The organism is Streptomyces ureilyticus (assembly GCF_011045025.1).
Classification (GTDB): Bacteria; Actinomycetota; Actinomycetes; order Streptomycetales; family Streptomycetaceae; genus Streptomyces; species Streptomyces ureilyticus.
Genome location: NZ_JAAKZX010000118.1, coordinates 1 through 22,379 on the forward strand (window position 1 = coordinate 1; position 22,379 = coordinate 22,379).

At 70.1% G+C, this 22,379-nt stretch carries 19 protein-coding genes; 9 read left to right on the forward strand and 10 right to left on the reverse strand.

Annotated elements, in window-relative coordinates; genetic code table 11:
• The coding region (alc, locus tag G6048_RS29865; protein WP_206342291.1) for an allantoicase at positions 1-1,137 on the reverse strand (1,137 nt) is incomplete at its 3' end.
• Complete coding sequence (allB, locus tag G6048_RS29870; protein ID WP_408056188.1) at positions 1,134-2,507, reverse strand: allantoinase AllB; 1,374 nt, start codon at positions 2,505-2,507, stop codon at positions 1,134-1,136. The genes allB and alc, both read right to left, overlap by 4 nt.
• 254 nt (positions 2,508-2,761) lie before the next feature.
• Between allB and G6048_RS29875 the strand changes: the two genes are divergently transcribed.
• From G6048_RS29875 to G6048_RS29885, 3 genes are all read left to right on the forward strand, one after another.
• Complete coding sequence (locus G6048_RS29875) at positions 2,762-3,580, forward strand: IclR family transcriptional regulator (protein ID WP_165342717.1); 819 nt, start codon at positions 2,762-2,764, stop codon at positions 3,578-3,580.
• 194 nt (positions 3,581-3,774) lie between these two features.
• Positions 3,775-4,404 (forward strand): dihydrofolate reductase family protein, encoded by a 630-nt coding sequence (locus G6048_RS29880; protein WP_165342718.1) that lies wholly within the window; start codon positions 3,775-3,777, stop codon positions 4,402-4,404.
• A gap of 117 nt (positions 4,405-4,521) precedes the next feature.
• Positions 4,522-4,914 carry a ribonuclease domain-containing protein gene (locus G6048_RS29885; RefSeq protein ID WP_165342719.1) on the forward strand — a complete coding sequence of 131 codons (393 nt, stop codon included), beginning with the start codon at positions 4,522-4,524 and terminating at the stop codon, positions 4,912-4,914.
• A 155-nt stretch (positions 4,915-5,069) separates the two neighbouring features.
• On the opposite strand, the gene G6048_RS29890 is transcribed toward G6048_RS29885, so the two are convergent.
• The 3 genes from G6048_RS29890 to G6048_RS29900 form a co-directional block, all read right to left on the reverse strand.
• Positions 5,070-6,020 carry an expansin EXLX1 family cellulose-binding protein gene (locus G6048_RS29890; RefSeq protein ID WP_165342720.1) on the reverse strand — a complete coding sequence of 317 codons (951 nt, stop codon included), beginning with the start codon at positions 6,018-6,020 and terminating at the stop codon, positions 5,070-5,072.
• A 534-nt stretch (positions 6,021-6,554) separates the two neighbouring features.
• Positions 6,555-8,042 carry an APC family permease gene (locus G6048_RS29895; RefSeq protein ID WP_165342721.1) on the reverse strand — a complete coding sequence of 496 codons (1,488 nt, stop codon included), beginning with the start codon at positions 8,040-8,042 and terminating at the stop codon, positions 6,555-6,557.
• An 80-nt stretch (positions 8,043-8,122) separates the two neighbouring features.
• On the reverse strand, positions 8,123-9,778 hold the full coding sequence (locus G6048_RS29900; RefSeq protein ID WP_165342722.1) for an amidohydrolase: 1,656 nt from the start codon (positions 9,776-9,778) through the stop codon (positions 8,123-8,125).
• Positions 9,779-9,956: 178 nt separating this feature from the next.
• Here G6048_RS29900 and G6048_RS29905 point away from each other — a divergent pair, with 178 nt between their 5' ends.
• A complete protein-coding gene (locus tag G6048_RS29905; RefSeq protein WP_165342723.1) occupies positions 9,957-10,574 on the forward strand; it encodes a TetR/AcrR family transcriptional regulator C-terminal domain-containing protein in 618 nt (205 codons plus the stop codon).
• Between the two features lie 44 nt (positions 10,575-10,618).
• Positions 10,619-11,182 (forward strand): MBL fold metallo-hydrolase, encoded by a 564-nt coding sequence (locus G6048_RS29910; RefSeq protein WP_165342724.1) that lies wholly within the window; start codon positions 10,619-10,621, stop codon positions 11,180-11,182.
• A gap of 62 nt (positions 11,183-11,244) precedes the next feature.
• On the opposite strand, the gene G6048_RS29915 is transcribed toward G6048_RS29910, so the two are convergent.
• Positions 11,245-12,360, reverse strand: coding sequence for a sensor histidine kinase (locus tag G6048_RS29915; RefSeq protein ID WP_165342725.1), 1,116 nt, complete (start codon positions 12,358-12,360; stop codon positions 11,245-11,247).
• The gene (locus G6048_RS29920; protein WP_165342726.1) at positions 12,357-13,028 is read right to left on the reverse strand and encodes a response regulator; all 672 of its coding nucleotides are present in this window, start codon (positions 13,026-13,028) and stop codon (positions 12,357-12,359) included. The genes G6048_RS29915 and G6048_RS29920 overlap by 4 nt, the downstream gene beginning before the upstream one ends.
• A 190-nt stretch (positions 13,029-13,218) precedes the next feature.
• Here G6048_RS29920 and G6048_RS29925 point away from each other — a divergent pair, with 190 nt between their 5' ends.
• Positions 13,219-14,448 (forward strand): DUF418 domain-containing protein, encoded by a 1,230-nt coding sequence (locus tag G6048_RS29925; RefSeq protein ID WP_165342727.1) that lies wholly within the window; start codon positions 13,219-13,221, stop codon positions 14,446-14,448.
• Positions 14,449-14,533: 85 nt separating this feature from the next.
• On the opposite strand, the gene G6048_RS29930 is transcribed toward G6048_RS29925, so the two are convergent.
• The gene (locus G6048_RS29930; protein WP_165342728.1) at positions 14,534-15,571 is read right to left on the reverse strand and encodes an HpcH/HpaI aldolase/citrate lyase family protein; all 1,038 of its coding nucleotides are present in this window, start codon (positions 15,569-15,571) and stop codon (positions 14,534-14,536) included.
• Complete coding sequence (locus G6048_RS29935) at positions 15,561-16,778, reverse strand: CaiB/BaiF CoA transferase family protein (RefSeq protein WP_165342729.1); 1,218 nt, start codon at positions 16,776-16,778, stop codon at positions 15,561-15,563. The genes G6048_RS29930 and G6048_RS29935 overlap by 11 nt, the downstream gene beginning before the upstream one ends.
• Positions 16,779-17,264: 486 nt before the next feature.
• Here G6048_RS29935 and G6048_RS29940 point away from each other — a divergent pair, with 486 nt between their 5' ends.
• The 3 genes from G6048_RS29940 (at position 17,265) to G6048_RS29950 (ending at position 21,284) form a co-directional block, all read left to right on the forward strand.
• Positions 17,265-18,713, forward strand: coding sequence for a CitMHS family transporter (locus G6048_RS29940; RefSeq protein WP_165342730.1), 1,449 nt, complete (start codon positions 17,265-17,267; stop codon positions 18,711-18,713).
• 175 nt (positions 18,714-18,888) lie between these two features.
• On the forward strand, positions 18,889-20,283 hold the full coding sequence (locus tag G6048_RS29945) for a prolyl oligopeptidase family serine peptidase (protein ID WP_165342731.1): 1,395 nt from the start codon (positions 18,889-18,891) through the stop codon (positions 20,281-20,283).
• 77 nt (positions 20,284-20,360) lie between these two features.
• Positions 20,361-21,284: a poly(ethylene terephthalate) hydrolase family protein gene (locus tag G6048_RS29950; protein WP_165342732.1), complete on the forward strand. Its 924-nt coding sequence runs from the start codon at positions 20,361-20,363 to the stop codon at positions 21,282-21,284.
• Positions 21,285-21,364: 80 nt separating this feature from the next.
• On the opposite strand, the gene G6048_RS29955 is transcribed toward G6048_RS29950, so the two are convergent.
• Positions 21,365-22,327 carry an expansin EXLX1 family cellulose-binding protein gene (locus G6048_RS29955; protein ID WP_165342733.1) on the reverse strand — a complete coding sequence of 321 codons (963 nt, stop codon included), beginning with the start codon at positions 22,325-22,327 and terminating at the stop codon, positions 21,365-21,367.
• Between the last annotated feature and the right edge of the window lie 52 nt (positions 22,328-22,379).

Consider the following 22,379-nt stretch of genomic DNA (forward strand, 5'->3'; position numbering starts at 1 on the left):
GCCACCCACCTCCCGAAGCCGCCCCCGCAGCTCCGCCATCCCCTCCTCCGTCAGCGAGCCGAACAGTCGCAGCCGTGAGATCCCGCCGTCCGGGAAGATGTCCACGCGCGCGTGCGTGGCCACGGCCGGCGTGGGCAGGACGAAGCGATGGTTCGTGTCCGGCTGGAGGCGGGTGCGGGGGAGGACCTCGGTCCAGGCGCCGGTCTCGGTGTCCCGTACCGACACCGAGGCCCAACCCGCCGAGTTGCCCTTCAGGTACGCCGTGTCGATCTCGATCGCACGGATCTCGGAGCGGGCGACGAGCCGGTAGTGGATCCAGTCGTGACCCGTGTCGCGGCGTCGGCGCGTTTCCCAGCCGTCGTCCATCTTTCGGGAGCGGCCCGGCTGGATGGTGTTGGTGGCGGGGGAGTAGAAGAGGTTCGAGGCGTCCTCGGCCTGGCCGCCGTTCTCCAGGGCCACGACGTCGAAGGTGCCGAGCACGGACAGCCACTCGGGGTCCGGCACCACCTCGCCGTGCACACGCAGGCGCGCGATGCCCCCATCAGGATGCTGATTGACGCGCAGATGCGTGAAGCGCTGCTCCAGAGCGACGTCGAAGCCGTTGGCCGCGTGGCCGCCAACCGCCGTACGGGGCACGAGAGTCGTCCACTTCACGTCGTCCGACAGCAATTCCTCCGGCGACGGGGACCCGGGCACCGACACACCCTCGACGGACACCGCCTGCGGATAGTTGCCGCGGAAGTGCGCGGTGTCTATGACGACGCCGCGTACGACACCGGGGGCGCCGAGCCGTACCAGCGCCCAGTCGTGATCCTCGGCCGTGGGCCACGGATGCTCGGCGGAGGCCCCCCGTCGGCGCCGCGTCTCCCAGCCGTCCATGATCTTGCCCTTGTGCCCGAAGTGCTCGGGATCGAACTCGGCGCGCTCGGGCACGAGCAGGTTCTCGCGCTGGGCGAAGAACTCGTCGTTGGCGGCGACGACCCCGGCGCCGAGCCGGCGGTCGGCGAGGTTGGCGTACCGCGTGAAGGGGAAGTCGGCGGTGCGGTAGTCCGCGTACGGGTCGCCGCCCCCGTACGGGCTCGCGTCGCCGGTGAAACGAGCCACAGGGGATTCATGCTGCGCCGTCACGGTGATCAGCTGTTCCTCTCGAGAAGTCGGCCGGCGGGTTCGCCGAACTCGCCGTCGGCCACGATGCGTTCGCCCCGCAGCCAGGTGGACTTGACGACGCCGTGCAGGGTCCGGCCCGCGTACGCCGTGACCCGGTTGCGGTGGTGCAGCGCTGCGGGGTCGACGGTGAAGGTCTCCTCGGGTGCGAGGACCGCGAAGTCGGCGTCGCGGCCGGCCTCGATGGCGCCCTTCTGGCAGAGTCCGGCCAGTTCGGCGGGGCGCGCGGACATCCAGCGGACGACGTCCTCGAGGGACCGGCCCCGACTGCGCGCCTCCGTCCAGATCGCCGAAAGGCCGAGCTGGAGCGAGGAGATGCCGCCCCAGGCGGTGGCGAAGTCGGCGGTCTTGAGGTCGGCGGTGGAGGGTGAGTGGTCGGACACGATGCAGTCGATCGTGCCGTCGATCAGCCCCTGCCACAGCGCGTCCTGGTTGGCCGCCTCACGGATCGGCGGGCAGCACTTGAACTCGCTCGCCCCGTCCGGGACTTCCTCGGCCGTGAGCGTCAGGTAGTGCGGACAGGTCTCGACGGTCAGCCGTACGCCTTCCCGCTTGGCGGTGGCGATCAGCGGCAGCGCGTCGCTGGAGGAGAGGTGCAGTACGTGCACGCGCGCGTGCAGGCGCCCCACCTGCGCGATGAGCTGAGCGATGGCCGTGTTCTCTGCGTCGCGCGGCCTGGAGGCGAGGAAGTCGGCGTAGGTGCCGCCGCTCTTCTGGGGGGCTGCGGCGAGCTGGTGCGGGTCCTCGGCGTGCACGATCAGCAGGCCGTCGAAGCCGGCGATCTCGGCCAGCGAACGGGCGAGTTGCTCCTGGTCCAGCTCCGGGAACTCGTCGACTCCGGAGGGCGAGAGGAACGCCTTGAAGCCGAAGACTCCGGCGTCGTGCAGCGGACGCAGGTCCTTGACGTTGTCGGGCAGGGCCCCGCCCCAGAAACCGACGTCGATATGGGCCTTGGAGCGGGCGACGTCCTTCTTGGTACGAAGGTGGTCGACCGTCGTGGTCGGGGGAAGGGAGTTGAGGGGCATGTCGATCAGCGTCGTGATGCCACCGGCCGCCGCGGCGCGGGTGGCGGTCCAGAAGCCTTCCCACTCCGTGCGGCCCGGGTCGTTGACGTGCACATGGGTGTCGACGAGGCCGGGCAGCAGGACGTCGTCGCCGAAGTCCTCCAGCCGCGCTCCGGGGGGAACTTCAGCGTCGTACGGCAGTACGTCCGTGATCTTGCCCTCCGCGACCGCGACCGAGGCGGCGCGTGTCCCTTCGGGAGTGATGACGCGCGTCGAGCGCAGGAACAGTTCGCCGCCCCGCACCTCGCCCTGTCCCTCACTCCATCCGTGGTCGGACACCCGGACCCCTCTCAGCCGTCCTGTTCCGCTCTGCCGCTCTGTTCCGCCTCTTCCGCAGTGCGAAATTCAACGTTATGTTGAAGGAGTCTTCACCGCAGGCTCCACCTCGTCAAGAGCGTGCCCGTTCGCCTGGAACATTCCGTAAAGCGGAATTACGCTTTCATAAAGCAGAACGTAGTTATCCACAGCCGGTCCGTCAACCAACTGACCGGCCGATAGGCTGCTTCTCCTGCCGGACCTGAAAGGAACGCCCCGTGCCGACGTCCAGCGCCAGCGACGCCCCCGCGGATGCCTCCGCCTCGAAGAACTCCGCACCCAGCGGTGGCGTCCAGTCCCTCGAGCGTGCCTTCGACCTGCTGGAGAGAATGGCGGACGCGGGCGGCGAGGTCGGCCTCAGCGAGCTCTCCGTGAGCAGCGGGCTGCCGCTGCCGACGATCCACCGGCTGATGCGCACGCTGGTGGCCTGCGGTTACGTACGACAGCAGGCCAACCGCCGGTACGCGCTCGGCCCCCGCCTGATCCGCCTCGGCGAGTCCGCCTCCCGGCTGCTCGGTACCTGGGCCCGGCCCTACCTGGCGCGCATGGTCGAGGAGACCGGCGAGACGGCGAACATGGCGCTGCTCGACGGCGACGAGATCGTGTACGTAGCGCAGGTCCCGTCCAAGCACTCGATGCGGATGTTCACCGAGGTCGGCCGCCGGGTGCTGCCGCACTCCACCGGCGTCGGCAAGGCCCTGCTCGCACACCTCCCGGCGAACGAGGTACGCGCCCTGCTGTCCCGCACGGGTATGCCGGCCGCCACAGACAAGACGATCACGTCACCGGACGCATTTCTCACCGCACTGGAAGAGGTACGCCGCTCCGGATACGCGGTGGACGACAACGAGCAGGAGATAGGAGTCCGCTGCCTGGCGGTCTCCGTCCCCAACTCGCCCACCGCGGCGGCGATTTCCATCTCCGGCCCGGCCGGCCGCGTCACGGAGGCGATGACGGAGAAGACGGTGCCCGTGCTCCAGCAGATCGCGGTGGAACTGTCGGAGGCACTGGCGAGCTCGGGGCCAGGCGCCCCGTAGGGATCCTGGGCTGTGACATTTGCGGTTCCGCCGCGATGGGGGCCCCGCTCATGGGGGTCCCCCCGCTCGAGCGAAGTCGAGAGTGGGGGAGAAGTCGAGAGTGGGGGAGAGACCAGCCACCGATGAGTTGCGGGCCCAGGAGCGGTCTGAGCTGATGACAGAGACATCACTTCCCTCCACGGAAGGCACTCATCATGGGCAAGCTCAGCCTCACCAGCTTTGTCACCCTCGACGGCGTCTACCAGGCCCCCGGCGGTCCCAACGAGGACACCCGCGACGGCTTCGAGCACGGCGGCTGGAGCGTTCCGTACGGCGATGAGGACTTCGGACGGTTCGTCGACGAGGTCTTCGGCCGGGTGGGCGCGTTCCTTCTCGGACGTCGTACGTACGAGATCTTCGCCGCGCACTGGCCCAGGGTCACCGACCCGGGCAACCCGGTCGCGAGCAAGCTCAACTCCCTGCCCAAGTACGTCGTCTCGTCGACCCTGACGCAGGCCGACTGGGCCGGTACGACGGTCGTTCGCGGCGACCTCGCCAAGGAGGTCACCGCGATCAAGGAGAGCACCGACGGCGAGCTCCAGGTCCACGGCAGCGGCGCCCTCGCCCAGTCCCTCCTGGCGCTCGACCTGGTCGACACCGTGCACCTGCTGACCTTCCCGGTCGTACTCGGCACGGGCCGTCGCCTCTTCGCCGAGGGCGCGGTACCGACCGCGTTCACCCACACCGAGGCGCGCGTCACGAGCACGGGTGTCGCCATCCACACGTATGAGCTGGCAGGGCGCCCGCAGTACGGCTCGTACGAGCTGCCGGCGGAGAGCGCGTAGCCGCGATGTGTCGGCCGCACGGCGGGTTAACTCCCGGAAAAATCATGCGACTTGCTGGGCGAAATTGTGGGCCTTGACATTGACATGCCAGCGTCTACGCGCGTCATGCTAGGAGTCATGAGATTCCCCCCACGCAGCACTCGCATCGGCGCTCTGGTCGCCCTCACATCCGCCCTGCTCATCGGCGGCGCCGCCACGGTCCCCGCGACCGCGGCGCCGACCGCCGTCGGCAACGTCTGCTACAGCGCCCTGCCGTCCCAGGCGCACGACACGCTCGACCTGATCGAGTCGGGCGGCCCCTTCCCCTTCCCCCAGGACGGCACCGTCTTCCAGAACCGCGAAGGCATCCTTCCTGACCAGGACACCGGCTACTACCACGAGTACACGGTGATCACGCCCGGCTCCGACGACCGCGGCGCACGCCGCATCGTCACGGGTGAGGAGCAGCAGGAGGACTACTACACCGCGGATCACTACGAGTCGTTCCGGCTGGTCAACTACAGCTGTTAGGAGCCGAAGAGCCCAAAACCGTTCATCGCGAACACCCCTGGCCCCGCGACCACCCCCACATTGGTCGCGGGGCCAGGCACGATTGCCGCGACATCAATTGCCGCGACCGTAGCTGCCACGTAGGAAAGAGACGCGCGTACGGGTACGCGGCGGGGTCAGTGCCGGGCGAACTGGACCCCGGTCGGTTGTGCGACGTCCGGCCGTATCGCGATCCCGTTGATGGTGAGTTGTTCTCCGTAGATGTCCGTGACTCTGATCGAGCCGCCGCACCCGCTGCCGCCATCGGAGAGGAAGTAGTTGTATTCGGTGCGGGGCAGCTGGCGCCAGCCGCCGCTGGTGCGGACCTCCAGGCGCGCGACCGGGTTGCGGTGGCCGATCGCCTGGATGCCGCACCAATAACGGCTGGACCCGTCCTTGTATCTGATGGAGATCGTGTCGGACGTGCTGGGGCTCAGCAGCTTCCAGGTGATCGGTATCCGGCCGACCTTGAGGTCGGCGAGCTTGGCGAAGGCCTGTTGGCTGAGGTCGATTTGCCCGGGTGCGCAGGGCAGGGGGCATACGTTGGTGATCCGTACCGTGATCGACTTGCCGTTGGCCGCGCGGACGAGCACGTGCGCGCCGCATGCTCTGGAGGTCTCGTAGTCCGTGGCGTTCATGGCCGCGATCATGAGGTCGGGACTCGGGCCGAACAGGCAGGCGCCGTTTCCGTCGGCGGCCTCGTAGGCGGTCGCGACCCCGTTGTAGTTGGTGTTGGGCCGAATCCGTCCCGCTAGCGATGGCGTGGTGGGCGCCGTTCGCGGGGGCCGCGGAGTGGCTTTGGCCGAAGGGCGTGCTGCACGGGTCTTCTCAGCGGCCTTCGGCGTGCCGGTCGGGGTCGGCGTCGCCGATGGGCTCGGGGTGCCCGTCTCAGTCGTGGTGGTAGTGCCCGCCTGGCTGGTGGCGGCGGGTGTGGCCGCGGCTTGCCCTGCCTCCGTCTTGCGGTCCGGGGGCGATCCCATGAGCACGTAGGCGAGAACGCCCGCGGCGGTCACCGCCGCCAAGGTGGTGCCCAGCACAAGCCTGCGTCCTTGCCTGCGCTGACGCGCGGCCTGCCTCGCTGTCCTCATACCTGTCCGTTCGGAAGATCGAGCCGATGGTGCACTGCTCAGTGGCCGCCGAGAGCGAAAAGGTTGCCGTCGATTTCTCACGGGGCGTATGTGAGTTCCGCGGCAGCGGCGAGGTGCACTGCGGCACCAACACGATCCGCGCCGCCGGCACCGCCTGGTGGAACTCCCCCAAGCAGGGCAAACGGTGGCAGCCGCCGAGCACGTGGCCCGAGCCGCTCACCGGCGCGTGGAGCGCCCTCATCGCAGGATCGGCGCGTGAAGGGCGGGGGCAGGGCGCCGTCCCGCAGGGGCGACCCGAGCAGAGCGCGGCGCGGGGCCTGCGTGAAGAGGCCGGCGGCGAGGCCGACCAGGACCAAGGCCAGGGTCGCGGGGGTCCGCCGGAGCGGGAGGGTCCTCGCGGTGGCGGCGGTGGCGGTGGCGGTGTCCGGGCGAGGCGGCCGAGCCCTGGGACGTCGAGCCGCGCCCCGAGGCGTCGGCGTGCGTCTGCGGCCCCGTCGCGGTGGTGTGCCGTCCCGCGACGGGGCCGCCCGTCGGTCACACGGAGTCGACGTCGGTGGTGGCGAGCTTCGCGTAGACCTCCGGCCGCTTGCGGCGCATCCGCGTCGCGAGGACCGCGCCGATCGCGAAGACGACCGGAGTGAGCGCGACGAGCGTCCAGTTGACGGCGGGCGGGGCGCTGGTGAAGAGACTGAGGCGGGTGCAGACCAGCCCCGTGATCACGGCCAGGAGGAGCGCGGCGGTCGCGGGTGCGGCGACCGTGCGCAGGCGTCCTACCCCGCCGGTACCGGGGTTGCGGCGGAAGAAGGCGACCACGGCGCAGGCGGCGAGCGTCTGCAGCGCGAGGATGCCGACCACTCCGGGGGTGTTCACCCACAGCAGGAACTCGTTGTACGGGTGCACGCCGATCGCGGCGAAGACGGCGGTGACGACGACCGCCAGTACGGTCTGCGCGATGCCGGAGACCCAGGGCGAGCCGTGCTTGGGGTGGATGCGGCCCAGGGGGGCGGGGGCGGCGCCCTCGACGGACAGTGCGTATCCGTAGCGGGTGATGGCGTTGTGGAAGGCGAGCAGGGAGGCCAGGAGGCTGCTGACGATCAGGACGCGCTGGAGGTCGGTGGCCCAGTCGCCCACGTAGCGGGTCATGGCGGTGAAGAACATCTCGGCGGGGTTCTGTGCCGCGGTCCCGACGGCTTTGTCGTCACCGAAGGCCTGGACGATGACCCAGACGATGAACGTGTAGAAGAGGCCGAGGAAGCCGACCGCCAGGTAGGTGGCGCGGGGCACGGTGCGGTCGGGGTCGCGGGCCTCCTCGCGGTAGAGGACGGTGGACTCGAAGCCGACGAAGGCGGCGATGGCGAGGCCGAGCGGTGCGCTCATCTCCGAGGTGAAGACGTTGGAGGGGGCGAAGGAGGCCAGGCTCAGCCCGTCCGCGCCGCCCTGTACGAGGATCGCGCCGGCCAGCAGCACCAGGATGGCGGTCTCCGCGATCAGCAGGGTGGCGAGGACCTTGGCGCCCACGCGGATCGACCGGAAGCCGAGGAACCACACCGCGGCGATCCCGGCGAAGGCGTAGACCGGCCAGGGCAGATCGATGCCCAGGAGGTCGTTCGCGGTGCCGGCGGCGAAGAAGCCGAAGGCGCCGTAGGTGCCGATCTGCAGGGCGTTGTAGGAGAACACCGCCAGCAGCGCCGCTCCCAGGCCGGCGGGGCGGCCCAGGCCCCGGGCGATGTACGAGTAGAAGGCGCCCGCGTTGCGGATGTGCGGCGTCATGGCGGTGAAACCGACCGCGAACAGGCACAGCACGATGCCGACCGCCAGATAGGCGACCGGGGCGCCGATGCCGCCGAAGAGGATGGCGAGCGGGGCGATGCCCGCCATCACGGTGAGCGGGGCGGCCGCTGCCATGACGAAGAAGACGATGTCGGTGACGCCGAGCGTGGCCCGCTGCAGGTGGCCGGTCGGCTCCGGCCCGGGGGTTGTCGGTGGCTGTTGGGGAGCGGTGGAGGTGTGGGGCTCGGTCATGGAGGTCTCCGCGTGATGCGTGAGGTCGACGGGTGGGTTGCTGACCTGGTGCGCGGTCCCGCCGTGACGGCGCCTTTCGGCTACCGTCCTGCGGCAGGAACCGGCGTGGGGACGTGGGAGCCGTACGTACGCCGTCCGGCGAGCCAGGTGCCCAGGACGGGCAGGTCCGCCAGGTCGCGTGGCGCGGTCTCGACCGGGTCTGCGGCGAGATGCACCAGGTCGGCCCACATACCGGGGCGCAGGACGCCCCACTTGTTCTCCTCGTACGCCTGGTAGGCGCATCCGGCGGAGTAGGCGGCCAGGGCGGTCGTGGTGTCGATCCGCTCCTGGGGGAGCCAGCCGCCGTCGGGGATTCCGTCGGGCGTCTGGCGGGTCACGGCGGTGGCGATGCCCCGCAGTGGTTCGTGATCGGTGACCGGCCAGTCGCTGCCGAAGGCGATGCGGGCGCCGGAGGCGAGCAGGGCGGCGATCTGGTACTGCCGCGCGCCGCGTTCCGGGCCGATCTTCGGCAGGATGAGGTCGGTCATCAGCCGGTCGGGCTGGGCCCACAGCGGCTGGAGATTGGCGATCACCCCGAGTTCGGCGAAGCGGGGGAGGTCGGCCGGGTCGATCATCTGGGCGTGGGCGATGACCGGGCGGCGGTCGCGGGGCCCGTTGGTGCGGGCCGAGGCCTCGATCGCGTCCAGGGCGGCCCGGACGGCGCCGTCGCCGAGTGCGTGGATGTGCGGCTGGAAGCCGAGGGCGTCGACCGCGGTGACGGCCTTCGCCAGTTCCGCCGGGGTCCAGTTGGCGATGCCATGGGAGTGCGGGCAGTCGCTGTACGGCTCGAGGAGAGCCGCCGTGCCGGATTCGATGACTCCGTCCGCGAAGAACTTCACGGTGTGCGCGGTGAGCAGCCCGGGGGCGGCACCCTCCACGCGTTCACGCTCGGCAGCGATCCGGAGGAGGCTCTCCGGCCAGTGCTCGGGCCCCAGGAAGTAGCCGAGGTCGGCACGCACGGGAAGCCCCGGGCCACTGGTCGCCGCGGTGATCCAGACATCGGCGTGGTGCGGTTCCACCCAGGCGTCCTGCATCCAGGTCACTCCGGAGGCGGCGAACCGGGCGGCGGTCTCGCGCAGGGCCTCCACCTGCACTTCGTGGGACGGCTGGGGTACGAGGTCGAGTACGGGGAGCATGGCGGCGAACTCCCGCAGGGTGCCCAGTGGTTCGGTGGAGCCTTCCCGGCGCACGATCTCGCCGCCGTCCGGGTCCGGTGTGGCAGCGGTGAACCCGGCCCGGCGCAGCGCCTCGCTGTTCACCCACGCCGTGTGGTGGTCCATCGTGCGCAGCACCACGGGCCGGTCCGGGACGGCCGCGTCCAGCAGACGGGCGTCGAACCTGCCGCCGGGGGCGAGCCAGGCGTCGAAGCCGTCGCCGGTGATCCACTCGGCCTCGGGGTGCGCGTCGGCCCAGTGCCGTACGGCCGCGACGATCTCCTCCATGGAGGTGCACTCGCGCACGGATGCTCCGAGCAGACCCAGTCCGCCCATCACCGGGTGCACGTGTCCGTCGCCGAACGCGGGCAGCAGCGCGCCTCCTTGTAGATCGACGACGGTGGTGTCCGTGCCCTGGGCGGCGAGTGCCTCCGGCCCGAGCGCGCTGATCCTGCCGCCCGTGACGGCGAGTGCCTCGAGCACCGGGCTTTCGGCGGCGCCGGTCCTGACGGTTCCTCCGGTGAACACGATGTCGGCCTGCATGGTGGTGACGCCCTCCCGTCGTACGGCGAAAACCGAAACTGATTCGGTTTCGGTAATGTAGGGCTCACTCGAACCGCCGGGAAGAGTTTTACTGAAAGTCATTCGGTAAAGTTCCGGTGACGCCGTGCGGGCGACCGTGCCGCCTGCCGAACGGCGAGACATACGAAGAGGAGCCCACGTGCCCAGGCCGCGCACCCCTCTGCTGGACCGCCGACGCATCGGCACCGCAGCGCTGAGACTCGCCGACGAGCAGGGCGGCGTCCTCACCATTCCCGCCCTGGCCAGGGAACTCGGCGTCGCCCCGTCCGCGCTCTACCACCATGTCTCCGGCCGGGGCGAGATCATCTCGCTCATGCGGGAAGAGCTGGCCCTGGAGACCGGCCCCGACGACTGGAACTCGTCACAGCCCTGGGAGCAGGCCCTGGAGGAATGGGCCCGCTCCTACCGCAAGGCCTTCGCCGCGCACCCCGGGGCGGTCCCCCTGCTCGCCACCGCCCCGCTCGCCGAACCCTTCATGCACGCGATGTACGAGAAGGTCGCCGAACTCCTGCTGACCGCCGGCTTCACCGCGAGCCAGGTCATGCCCCTGATCAACGCGCTGGAGAGCTTCGTCCTCGGCTCCGCCCTCGACCTCGTGGCCCCGCCGGTGATGGTCTCCGACGTGACCCGCGAAACCGCCCCGCACCTCACCGCCGTACTCGACGACACCCCCACCGACCACCGCCGCGCCGAACTCGCCTTCGACGTCGGTCTCGGTGCCCTGATCACCGGCTTCCGGGCGCTCCTTCCCCGGTGACCGGGCTCGCACCGCCACACAAGCCCACGACCCGAGGAGCCGTCATGACCGCCTCGTTCCACGTCCTGACCACCGGCTACGCCGACACGCGGGTGGCCGGCACGGTCTCCCTGCTCGTCGACGGCGCGACCGTCGCGATCGTCGACCCCGGCATGGTCGCGGACCGCCGGCTCATCCTGGACCCGCTGGCGCCCCACGGCCTCGCCCCCGAGGACGTCACCGACGTGATCTTCAGCCACCACCACCCGGATCACACGCTGAACGCAGCCCTGTTTCCCGAAGCCCGCTTCCACGACCATATGGCCATCTACCAGGACGACGTCTGGGAGGACCGGAACGCCGACGGATACCGGCTCTCCTCGTCGATCACGCTCATGACCACCCCCGGCCACACCGCCGAGGACGTCACCACCCTGGTGACGACGGACGAGGGCCTGGTGGCCCTGACCCATCTGTGGTGGACCGCCGAGGGACCGGCCGACGACCCCTTCGCGCCCGACCGCGATCAACTGCGGGCGGCCAGGGAGAAGGTCCTGGCTCTCGGCCCGGCGCTGATCGTGCCGGGACACGGGGCGCCCTTCGTGCCGTCGGCGTCGACGCCGCTGTAGCCCGCTCGGCCTGTCCCCCGTTCCCCGCGCGTCCGCGCGTCCGCCACGGAGCCTGAGTGAGCTCAGTCCGCACTGAGCGGAATCCGCAGCCGCACCCGGTAGCCGCCCTCCGCGGTCGGGCCCGACTCCAGGGTGCCGTGCAGGATGTCGGCGCGTTCCCGCAGACCGACCAAGCCCTGCCGGGAACCGGGCAGGGACAGGGAGGGGCGCGTGGGCGGGCTGTTGGTGACGGTCACTCCGACGTCGTCGCCGTCCTGCCACAGCTCGACGTGGGCCGTGGCGCCGGGGGCGTGTTTACGGGCGTTGGTCAGGGCCTCCTGGACCGTGCGGTAGAGGGCGCGTTGGGCGGGTGTGCCTACCGTGGGCGGGAGTTCGCCCTTCAGATCGGCGTGGGTGCCGCTGGACTCCAGGAGCTTGTGCAGGTCGGCCAGGGTGGGCTGAGGGGTCAGCTCCGTGGCGTTGCCGCCGGAGGCGCGCAGCAGGGTGACCATGGTGCGCAGTTCGTCGAGCGTGGTGACGCTCAGCGAACGGATCGTGCGGGCGGCCTCTTTGGCGTCCGCGTCCCCGGCTGCGACCTGCAGGGCTCCGGCCCGTACGGCGATCAGGCTGACCTGGTGGGCGACCACGTCGTGCATCTCGCGGGCCAGTTGGGCGCGTTCGCGGGCGAGCACGGCCTGGGCGTGCAGGGACCGCTCGTACTCCCTGGCCTCCTCGATCTCGACCAGCCGCCGCGCCAAGTCCCGGTGTGCCTGGAGGAGTTGGCCGAAGAGGACCGGTACGACAGCGGTCGCCAGGCTGTACACGAAGTCGATCAGCGTCATGGTCCGGCCGACCTCGGTGAAAGCCGCGGGCCACGGAACGCTGCTCGCCACGGCGGCCAGGGCGACGCATCCCGCGAGGAGACGGCGGTTGCGGCAGCGTTCGGCCAGAGTGAACAGCGCCACGAGCGGAGCGACAGCGACCGGCTGCGTGACCGCGACGGGCAGGGTGAGCAGGAAGACGCCGAGCGGGAACCTGCGCCGGAAGGCCAGCGCGGCGCAGCCGAGCGCGGCCAGCGCGACGTCGGTACGTGTGGCGTCCCACAGGTTCAGCCATACGTCCACGGCTGTCACCGCCACCAGGATGATGTCGACGACCGGCGCGGGCACACGCTGCCACAGGACACGTGCGCGATTCATCGTCTGGCCTCCGGCTGCCGGCGCTCGGCGAGCAGTCCGGCCCGCTGCGCCAGCAGCGCGGCCTGCACCCGGCTCGTCACCCGTAGCTTCGTGAGGATCGCGCTGACGTGGTCCTTCACCGTGCCGGCGCCCAGGTGGATACGTGCCCCGATGTCGGCGTTCGACAGCCCCTCGGCCACCAGGACGAGAACGTCGCGCTCGCGGACGGTGAGCTGCCGGACGCGGGCCACCTCCTCGTCGACGGACGCCTCGGTGCCGGGGTGGCCGCGCAGCAGGGTCCGCGACGCCTTGGGGGACAGCACCACGCCGCCCGCGGCCAGGGTGCGTACCAGCTGGGCGAGTTGCTCCGGTTCGGTGTCCTTGAGCAGGAAACCGGCCGCGCCGCAGTGCAGCGCGGTCAGGATGTACTCGTCGGCGTCGAACGTCGTCAGCATCGCCACCACCGGAGCGTCCGGCATCGTACGCAGCTCGCGCAGGACGGTCAGCCCGTCGACGTCCGGCATCCGGATGTCCAGCAGCACCACGTCGGGCCGCTCCCGGCGGACGGTCTCGACGGCCTCGCCCCCGCTCGCCGTCGCGACGACCTCGATGTCCTCGGCCGCGCCCAGAATGAGACCGAACCCCGACCGGACCAGTGCCTCGTCGTCCACCACCACTACCCGGATCACGCGCGCTCCGCCTCACCTTCATGCATGCCGTCCGGCCCGCACCGACTCGACCCTAAAGCCCCGCAGAGTACCGGCGGCCCGGCGAACGGCAGCTCCAGCCACACGGCGGGGTAGCACCCCCCGGTCGGCAGGGACACCGCAGCCTTCTGCCGGATACTCCGTGAACGGCGCGGTCTCCAGCCTGAGTTGCATGACACAGCACCCTGACCCCCCGCTGCTCTCGGCCGCCGCACCGTTACCTGAAGTCGCGCGCGGTGAGCCCTCGACCAGTGCGTCGACCAGCGCGCCCCGCGTGGGCCGGCTGATCGGGCTGGACCTGGCCCGCGGCCTGGCCGTCTTCGGCATGTACGCGGTCCATGTGGGCCCCGCCCCGAGCCGGGACGGCGTCATCGGCTTCCTGATGGAGCTGGCGCAGGGTCGCTCCTCCGCCCTGTTCGCCGTCCTGGCCGGCTTCGCGGTCGCCCTCATCACCGGGCGCCGCACGCCGAAGACCGGGCCGGCCGGTCGCCAGGCCGTCGCCAAGGTGATCATCCGGGCCGTGATCCTGCTGGCCCTCGGCACCGCCCTGACCATGACCGGCACTCCGGTCGTGCCGATCCTCGCCTTCTACGGACTGTTCTTCCTGCTCGTGCTGCCGCTGTACCGGCTGGGCGCCAAGCCGCTGGCGATGATCGCCGCGGGCTGGGCCCTGGTGGGTCCGCAGCTGCTGTACTTGCTGAAGCCGGTGGTCGGCGGGCGCTCGTTCCCCACCGTCGGCCAGGCCGACGGCCTCGTCTCGCTGTTCTTCACCGGCGGCTATCCGGCCCTGACCTGGGTCCCCTTCGTCCTCGCCGGCATGGCCATCGCCCGCCTCGACCTGGCCGCCACGGCTGTCCGGATCCGCCTCGCCCTCTCCGGCGTCGCCCTCGCCGTCACCGGCTACGGCGGCTCCTGGCTGGCGCTGCGTCTCGTACCCGGTGCCGCTGAAGCCGTCCGGAAGGCCGAAGAGGGAGCGGGCATGTCGTCCATGCCGTCCATGTCATCCATGTCGTCCGCATCGCCCGGCAGCGTCGAAATCTTCGGCGACACCCCTGCCGCGATGCTGGTCGCCTCCCCGCACAGCGAGGCGACCCTGTCCATCGTGGGCAACACCGGTGTGGCAATCCTGGTGATCATCGCGTGCCTGGCAGCAATGGACACCTTCCCTTGGCTGCGTCGCCCGACCAAGCCCGTCATCGCGGTCGGCTCGATGTCGCTGACGGCATACGTCTTCCACATCGTCGCCATCTGGCTCCTGAACACCGAGGAAGAGACCGTCCCGCCCCTGTACGTACTGCTCGGCTTCATCGCGTCCGTCACTGTCCTCGCCACCCTCTGGTCGCGGTACGTCTCACGCGGCCCTCTACCGCGAGCCGCCGTGGCAGCGGCCGAGATTGGCTGAATGCACCGGGGGACGGGCTCTTGGCCCGTCCCCCGGCTCATGCCGGGCGAAGGTGTCGGCCCCGGCGACACCCGCCGGCCGGCGGTCAGACCGAGTGAGGGTGAGTGTCCGTCAGGGGACCCTGAGCGTCGCGGGCCCGCGGCCTCGACGCGGAACTCGTGCGCGCCACGCGAACCTGCGCCTCGTGTCGTTCGAGCACAAGGCGGGCCGTACGGGCCATGGCCTCGTCGACCATCTCACCTTGGAAGGTCACGGCGCCCGTCCCTTCTCTCTGTGCCGCCTCGACCGCCGCGATCAGCTCCGCGCAGCGGGCGAGTTCGGCGGAGCTGGGAGAGAACACCTCGTTGATCGCGGGGACATGGGAGGGATGGATCGCCATCATGCCCTCGTAGCCGAGGGAGCGGTTCTGTTCGGCGAAGGCGCGTAGCCCCGGCAGGTCGGTGATGCGCGTCCACAATCCGCTGACCGGGCATGGCACTCCGGCTGCCCTGGCGTCCAGCAGAACGCGGGAGCGCAGTGCCACCGTTTCCGATCCCTCTGGGCTCCAGCGGTAGCCGACGGCGCGTTCCACGTCGCCGCCGGGGGCGGTGAGAGCGCCCAAGTAGGCGATGCGCGAAGCGGCTTGGGCGATGTCGTAGGCCTCGCGCAGGCCACGTGCCGTCTCCAGCAGGGGCACCAGGGCGATGTGTCCCGGCGGCAGGCCCTGTTCCTGTTCGCACCAGCCCAGCAGCCGGTCGGCGAGCTTCACGTCCTGGGCGCAGCGGACCTTGGGAAGGACGACACCGGCGAGCCCGGGCCGTACGACCGCGCGTAGTTCCTCGGCCCCCGCCCAGTCGTCCAGCGGGTTGACACGGACGAACAATGCCATCCGTCCCGCCTGTTCGGCCGACGTGGCGGCGGCCCGTGCGACGGCGTCGGCCACCTGTGCGCGGGCGGTGAGCTTGTCCGCGGTTGGCACCGCGTCTTCCAGGTCGAGGATGGCCGCGTCGGCGCCCGCCGCCCGGGCCTTGGGCAGCCAGTCGGTTCTGGTGCCGGGGACGAAGAGCAGGGAGCGCAGCGGGGGCCGGTCGACCACTCCGGCGTCCACCTCGGCAGGCTTGTCCGAAGGCTCCTCAGATGACATCGCTCTTCTCCAGGTCGGCCAGCTCGTCCGCGCTGAGTCCGAGCCACTGCCCATAGACCAGGTGGTTGTCCTGCCCGAGGGCGGGCCCCGTCCGCCAGACCCGGCCGGGCCGCTGCCGGAAGTGAGGGATCACCGCCTGCATACGTACCGGACCGAGATCGGGGTCATCGACGGTGACGATGTCTTCGCGTTCGGCGTACACGGGGTCGGCGGCGATGTCCGCGGCGTCGAACACCCGTGAGGCCACGACTTCGGCACGGGCGAACTCCTCCAGGCACTCGCCGGTGGCACGCTCCGCCACCCAGCGCCGCAGGCCCACGTCCAACTGTTCGCGCCGGTCGTACTGTTGCTGAGCCGTGGCGAACTCCTCCTCGGGGAGCCCCAGCAGGCGGGCGATGTTACGGACCGAGCGCAGCGTCGCGGAGGTCACCGTGATCCACTCGCCGTCGCGGGAGCGGTAGGTGTTGATCACGGCCCCCGGGGCGACCGCCAACTGGTTGCCGGAGCGTTCGGGCACTCGTCCCAACTGGTCGTGGACGATGACCTGCCACTCGACCAGACGGAACAGGGACTCGAAGAGGGCGAGGTCGATCCACTCACCGTCGAACCCGGGGTCGTGGTCGCGGCGGTGGAGGGCGGCGAGGACGGCGTAGGCGCCCATCAGGCCGGTCACGGCGTCGCCGTGCGAGAAGCCGGTGTGCACGGGCGGGCCGTCGGGAAAGCCGGTCAGGTGGACGACTCCGCTGCGCGCCTCACCCACCTTGCCGAAGCCGGGGGCGTCCGCCTGTGACGAGGTGGCGCCGAAGCCGGAGATCTGCAGCAGTACGGCCCGGGGGTTGATCCGGTGCACGGAGTCCCAGTCGAGTCCCCAGTCGCGCAGGCGTCCGGCGCGCAGGGTGACGATGACGACGTCCGCCCAGGCGACGAGCCGGTGGGCGACGAGTCGGCCGGCCTCGTGGTGCAGATCGAGGGTGACCGAGCGTTTGTTGCGGCCGGCGACCTTGAACCACAGGGGAACACCGTCACGTTGGGGTCCCATGGCGCGGGCCGCGTCTCCGGCGCCGGGGGGTTCCACGTGTACGACGTCGGCCCCTTGGTCGGCGAGCATCGAGCCTGCCAGCGGACCGGCCACCACATGGGCGAACTCGACCACCTTCAGACCGTGCAACTGCCCGCTTCCGGTGGTGTTCCGCTCGTCGTCCGACACCGATGCGCTCCTTTGCCCCTGCTGTCCCGCGTGGGTCCCGACAGCGTCGTCCGCGTTGGTGCGGCGCGGCCGTCGCCGTTGTCCTCAGACTGCCGGAGCGGAGAAATGCCTGTCGAGCAACAGAAGGCCATCAATCCATGCGAAGAACGCATGAATCAGAGAAGGGTCGGTACGCGGCCTCAAGCCCACGAAACCCCGGACGGAAGCGGACGCCCCTGGAGGCGGAACTCTTCGTGCGTCTCCAGGAACCTCTCCGTCACGGTCGGGAGCGTTCGCCGAGCAGGTATCGCCTGAGCTCCTTCATGCCCGCCCGGTAGGGCGCCCCCGCTTGGATTGATGCGCTTAACGCATGGACAGATCTCGGTTTGATGCTGGACACCGATCCGCCGGTGCTCCGAAACTCTCGCGTAACACCTCGGCCTGCCTCCCCCCGCCCAGCTCCGCCCGCCGCTGCCGAGGGCCGTCCCCGAGAAAGCGAGCGCCGCCATGCTGGCAGCCCTGGGCTTCGCCACGATCGCCGTCTTACTGCTGCTCACCATGACCAAACGCGCCTCGGTACTGGTCGCTCTGATCCTGCTTCCGGTGCTGGCGGCGCTCATCGGCGGATTCGCGGGCGATCTGGGCGAGTTGATTCTCGATGGGCTGTCCAAGGTGGCCCCCACCGGCATCATGATCGCCTTCGCGGTCCTGTACTTCAGCCTGATGGTGGACGCCGGGCTCTTCGACCCCCTGATCCGCGGTCTGTTGCGGGTGGCGCAGGGCGACCCGTTGCGGATCACCGTCGCCACAGCCGTCCTCACCCTGTGCGTGGCCCTGGACGGCGACGGCGCCTCCACCTTCCTCATCACCGTCTCCGCACTGCTGCCGGTCTACAAGAGGCTCGGTATGAACCCTCTGGTGCTGTCCGGAGTGGTCTGCCTGGGCGCGGGCGTGATGAACATGGTCCCCTGGGGTGGCCCGACCGTACGCGCCATGGCGGCGCTGAAGCTGGACAGTTCCGAGGTCTTCAACCCCGTGCTGCCCGCGATGGGCTTCGGTGTCGTCTGGGTACTGGTGGCCTCGTACCTGCTCGGCCGCCGGGAACGCAACCGTCTTGCCGCGCTGTCCCCGCGGGGTCCGGCCACGGACGTGCGCGAGGGCGAGGACGAGCGGGACGACCGTGAACCCGCCGCTTCGACGACGCTCACGGCAACCACGGAAGGTGAGTCGAGCCGGCACACCACTCCCGCGACGGCTGACGGGGAGCGTCAGGCCCTCCGGGCTCCCGGGGACGGGCCCGGCACCGTCCGGGTCCCGCCGCTGCCGCGGACCTGGCGGACCTGGCTGAACATCTTCAATCTCCTGCTCACCATCACCCTCCTGGTCTGCCTGATCCAGGAAGTGATGCCGCTTCCGGTGCTGTTCGTCCTCGGGTTCGCGATCGCGCTGCTGGTCAACCACCCCACCTGGGAACAGCAACAGGCGCTGCTCGACAAGCACGCCAAGAGCGTGGTCCTGGTCACCACGATGATCTTCGCGGCCGGCGTACTCACCGGGATCCTCACCGGCACCAAAATGATCGACGAGATGGCCGAGGCGCTCGTCTCCGTCGTTCCCGACTCCTTCGGATCCCACCTGCCCGTCGCGGTGGCCGTCACCGGCATGCCGCTGAGCCTGGTCTTCACTCCGGACGCCTACTACTTCGGCGTACTGCCCGTACTCGCCGAGACCGCGCAGGGCTTCGGCACGGACCCGGCCGAGGTCGCCAGGGCCGCCATTCTCGGCCAGATGACCACGGGGTTCCCGCTCAGTCCGCTCACCGCGTCCACGTTCATCCTGGTCGGCATGAGCGGTGTGTCGCTCGGCGAACACCAGCGCTTCATCTTCCGCTGGGCCTTCGCCACCACCCTGGTCATGACCGCCGGCGCCCTGCTGACCGGTGCGTTCCCCCTGTGACCGGTGTCCCGGGCCTGAGCGGAGCCCCCGCCGGCCGCGGACTTCCGGCAGCCACCGCGCATGCCGCTCAGACCTCCAACATGCCACCCGCTTCCGGGAGTTGGGAGCAGGACGAACACCTCCACACACCAGGCACCCGGCCCGGGTGTACCACCGACCGAGACGAGGACGACGCATGAGACGTATCACCAGACGTACGGCGCTCGCAGTCACAGCAGGTGCGGTCGCGGCGCCGGCCGTGAGCACGGCAACCGCCTCGGCCGCCGACACCACGACAGCCAACTCTCAAGGACGACAAGCGACTTCGGGGCGCAATCCGGTCCTGCGAACGGATCTCGTCACGCGGGTCACGCCGAGGAACAACTGGCTGGTGACAGCCGTCGCCCTCCAGTACTCGTACCGCATCGACCTGCGCGGCGGGGAGATCCCGCCCTCGGCCTTCCAGGTGAAGGCCACCGTGGGCGGGCAGACAGCGGCCCGCACGGTGACCCGGGTCTACTCCAGCACCACCGCCGAGGTGGACGACCGATCTCGCCCAGGACGGCCGGGGGACCACCTGATCATCGAACTCGACCCGAGCGACTCCAACGCGCGGGCCGCGGGCACCGATCCCCTTCCGCTCGACCGCGCGTACTCCGTCAGACAGGTGGAGGACGTGCGCACCCCGGGAGGTGAACCCGTACTCCAGGCCGGTCCGTTCGCGAGCCGGAACGACGACGTCAGCACTCCCGTGGTCGACGACTTCGCCGCCGGTTCCTTCACCGACTCCGCAGGTTTTGAACTGGACTTCCGGCTGTACCAGCCCGAGGGATTCGTACGGAACCCGCAGACGCGCAAGCGGTACCCACTCGTCGTCACCCTGCACGGCGGTGGCGAAGTCGCCGACAACAACATGACCCAGCTCACCTCCAACCGGATCGCGGTCACGTTCGCCAAACCGGAACGACAGCGCCGCGACCCCGCGTTCGTCCTCTCTCCGCAGATTCCCCTGCCCCGTCCCATGGACGGACCGGACGGCACGGACTGGACCGACGGCAAGGTCCAGGCCGCTCTGATCGAACTCATCGACACCTTCGTGAGCGAGCACTCCCGAAACGTGGACACAGCCCGGCTCTATCTCGTCGGCCTGTCCTCGGGCGGGCGCGGCATCTACAGCCTGCTGGCGAAGCGACCCGAGGTCTTCGCGGCTGCCCTGCCCACGGCCGGCTGGGGCGACCCGGCCGTCATGGAGAGGATCACGCACATCCCGATCTGGGCCGACCACTCCATCGACGACCCGGTCGTCCCCTACCGGGAGGGCCGGTTCGGCAAGCCCGGCACCTGGACACTGATGAACGCGCTGGAGACCGCCGGCGCACGGGTCACCCGTGGGGAGTGGGCCAACGATCTGCCGAAGGCGCAGTTCGAGGCCCGGTCCCGGGCGCTCCTACGGCAGGCCCGGGCCACGCGCAGCCACGTCCTGTTCACGAGCTACACACCCGGAACGACACCGGTGAACCCCCACCTCTCATGGGCTCAGACGTACGAGAACGACGTGGTCATCGACTGGCTCTTCGAACAGTCCCGGTAGCCGCCGCACGCAGCGCCCCTTCGCGCACTCCACTGTCCGGTCAACCGCGCTCTCACCGCTATCCGGAGGTAAATGAGATGGACCCATCCCGTCGTTCGGCCAACACGACCGTGCAGTTACGGACCCGCCCCCGCGCCATGACGGCACTGATCGCCCTGGTGACCACCCTCGGCCTGGCGCTGACTCTGCTGACAGCCGCCGCCCCGCCGGCGGCCGCAGCCGTCCCGGACCCGACGACTGCTTCCCTGGAGGCCGCCAACGGACCGCTGGCCACCGCCACTTACACCGTTCCCCGCCCCACCGGGTACGGCTCCGGCACGGTCACGTACCCCAGGAACAGTGGCTCGTATCCGGGCGTCGTACTGATGCCGGGCTATCAGGGCACCCAGCAGAACCTGCAGTGGCTCGCACCCCGCCTCGCCTCTTGGGGCTTCGTCGTCATCAACGTCGGAACCAACACACTCACCGACGATCCCGCATCACGCGGCCGCCAGATCACCGCCGCCGGCACCCAGTTGCTCGCGCTCGGCAACGCCCCCGGAAACCCGGTATCCGGGAAGCTCAACGGCACGCTCGGCGCGGTCGGCCACTCGATGGGCGGCGGGGGCGTCATGGCGGCCCTCCGGGACGACCCGCGCTTCCGGGCGGGCGTGCCCACGGCCCCGTACTACCCGAACCAGAACTTCTCCGCGGTCACCGATCCCACGTTCTTCCTGACCTGTCAAAGCGACCCTGTCGCCCACGGCAACAGCTACGCGGTGCCCTGGTACACCTCCATGTCCCGGGCCGAGAAGCTCTACATCGAGGTTCCGGGCGACCATCTGTGCCCGATGACGGGCTCCGGCAACAAGGCCAAGCAGGGCAAGTGGATCGTGTCGTTCCTCAGTCTCTGGCTGCGTGCCGACACCCGCTTCAGCCCGTTCCTGTGCGGTCCCGTACGTGACGCCGACAAGAACAACACCTCCCTGGTCACGCGCTGGATGGACACCTGCCGGTTCTGACCTGCCCGTACTGACCGGCTCGCTCGGAGCGCTCCGCGGCCCGCCGACGAAGCGCTCCGAGCCTGCTGCCGGAACCGTCGTCAGTGCCGGGCGAACTGGACCCCGGTCGGTTGTGCGACGTCCGGCCGTATCGCGATCCCGTTGATGGTGAGTTGTTCTCCGTAGATGTCCGTGACTCTGATCGAGCCGCCGCACCCGCTGCCGCCATCGGAGAGGAAGTAGTTGTATTCGGTGCGGGGCAGCTGGCGCCAGCCGCCGCTGGTGCGGACCTCCAGGCGCGCGACCGGGTTGCGGTGGCCGATCGCCTGGATGCCGCACCAATAACGGCTGGACCCGTCCTTGTATCTGATGGAGATCGTGTCGGACGTGCTGGGGCTCAGCAGCTTCCAGGTGATCGGTATCCGGCCGACCTTGAGGTCGGCGAGCTTGGCGAAGGCCTGTTGGCTGAGGTCGATTTGCCCGGGTGCGCAGGGCAGGGGGCATACGTTGGTGATCCGTACCGTGATCGACTTGCCGTTGGCCGCGCGGACGAGCACGTGCGCGCCGCATGCTCTGGAGGTCTCGTAGTCCGTGGCGTTCATGGCCGCGATCATGAGGTCGGGACTCGGGCCGAACAGGCAGGCGCCGTTTCCGTCGGCGGCCTCGTAGGCGGTCGCGACCCCGTTGTAGTTAGTGTTGGGCCGAATCCGTCCCGCTAGCGATGGCGTGGTGGGCGCCGTTCGCGGGGGCCGCGGAGTGGCTTTGGCCGAAGGGCGTGCTGCACGGGTCTTCTCAGCGGCCTTCGGTGTCCGTTTCGGTTTCGGTGTGCTGGTCGCGGGAGGGGGCGGCGACGCGCTCGAGGTGCCCGTCGTGGGGGTGGTTCCCACCTTGGCGTCGGCGACGGCCGTGGCTGCGGCATGCCCTGCCTCCGCCTCGCGGTCGGGGAGCGACCCCATGACCAGGTAGGCGAGAACGGCCGCGGCGGTCACCGCCGCCAAGGTGGTGCCCAGCACAAGCCTGCGTCGTTGCCTGCGCTGACGCGCGGCCTGTCTCGCTGTGTTCATGCCTGTCCGTTCCGAGGATCGAGCCGTTGGTGCACTGCTCAGTGGCCGCAGA

Bases quoted from the DNA above. Each gene is read 5' to 3' on its own strand.
- G6048_RS29880 (WP_165342718.1), top strand. From the start codon at position 3,775: ATGGGCAAGCTCAGCCTCACCAGCTTTGTCACCCTCGACGGCGTCTAC.
- G6048_RS29885 (WP_165342719.1), top strand. From the start codon at position 4,522: ATGAGATTCCCCCCACGCAGCACTCGCATCGGCGCTCTGGTCGCCCTC.
- G6048_RS29890 (WP_165342720.1), bottom strand. From the start codon at position 6,020: ATGAGGACAGCGAGGCAGGCCGCGCGTCAGCGCAGGCAAGGACGCAGG.
- G6048_RS29895 (WP_165342721.1), bottom strand. From the start codon at position 8,042: ATGACCGAGCCCCACACCTCCACCGCTCCCCAACAGCCACCGACAACC.
- G6048_RS29900 (WP_165342722.1), bottom strand. From the start codon at position 9,778: ATGCAGGCCGACATCGTGTTCACCGGAGGAACCGTCAGGACCGGCGCC.
- G6048_RS29910 (WP_165342724.1), top strand. From the start codon at position 10,619: ATGACCGCCTCGTTCCACGTCCTGACCACCGGCTACGCCGACACGCGG.
- G6048_RS29915 (WP_165342725.1), bottom strand. From the start codon at position 12,360: ATGAATCGCGCACGTGTCCTGTGGCAGCGTGTGCCCGCGCCGGTCGTC.
- G6048_RS29925 (WP_165342727.1), top strand. From the start codon at position 13,219: ATGACACAGCACCCTGACCCCCCGCTGCTCTCGGCCGCCGCACCGTTA.
- G6048_RS29930 (WP_165342728.1), bottom strand. From the start codon at position 15,571: ATGTCATCTGAGGAGCCTTCGGACAAGCCTGCCGAGGTGGACGCCGGA.
- G6048_RS29940 (WP_165342730.1), top strand. From the start codon at position 17,265: ATGCTGGCAGCCCTGGGCTTCGCCACGATCGCCGTCTTACTGCTGCTC.
- G6048_RS29945 (WP_165342731.1), top strand. From the start codon at position 18,889: ATGAGACGTATCACCAGACGTACGGCGCTCGCAGTCACAGCAGGTGCG.
- G6048_RS29950 (WP_165342732.1), top strand. From the start codon at position 20,361: ATGGACCCATCCCGTCGTTCGGCCAACACGACCGTGCAGTTACGGACC.
- G6048_RS29955 (WP_165342733.1), bottom strand. From the start codon at position 22,327: ATGAACACAGCGAGACAGGCCGCGCGTCAGCGCAGGCAACGACGCAGG.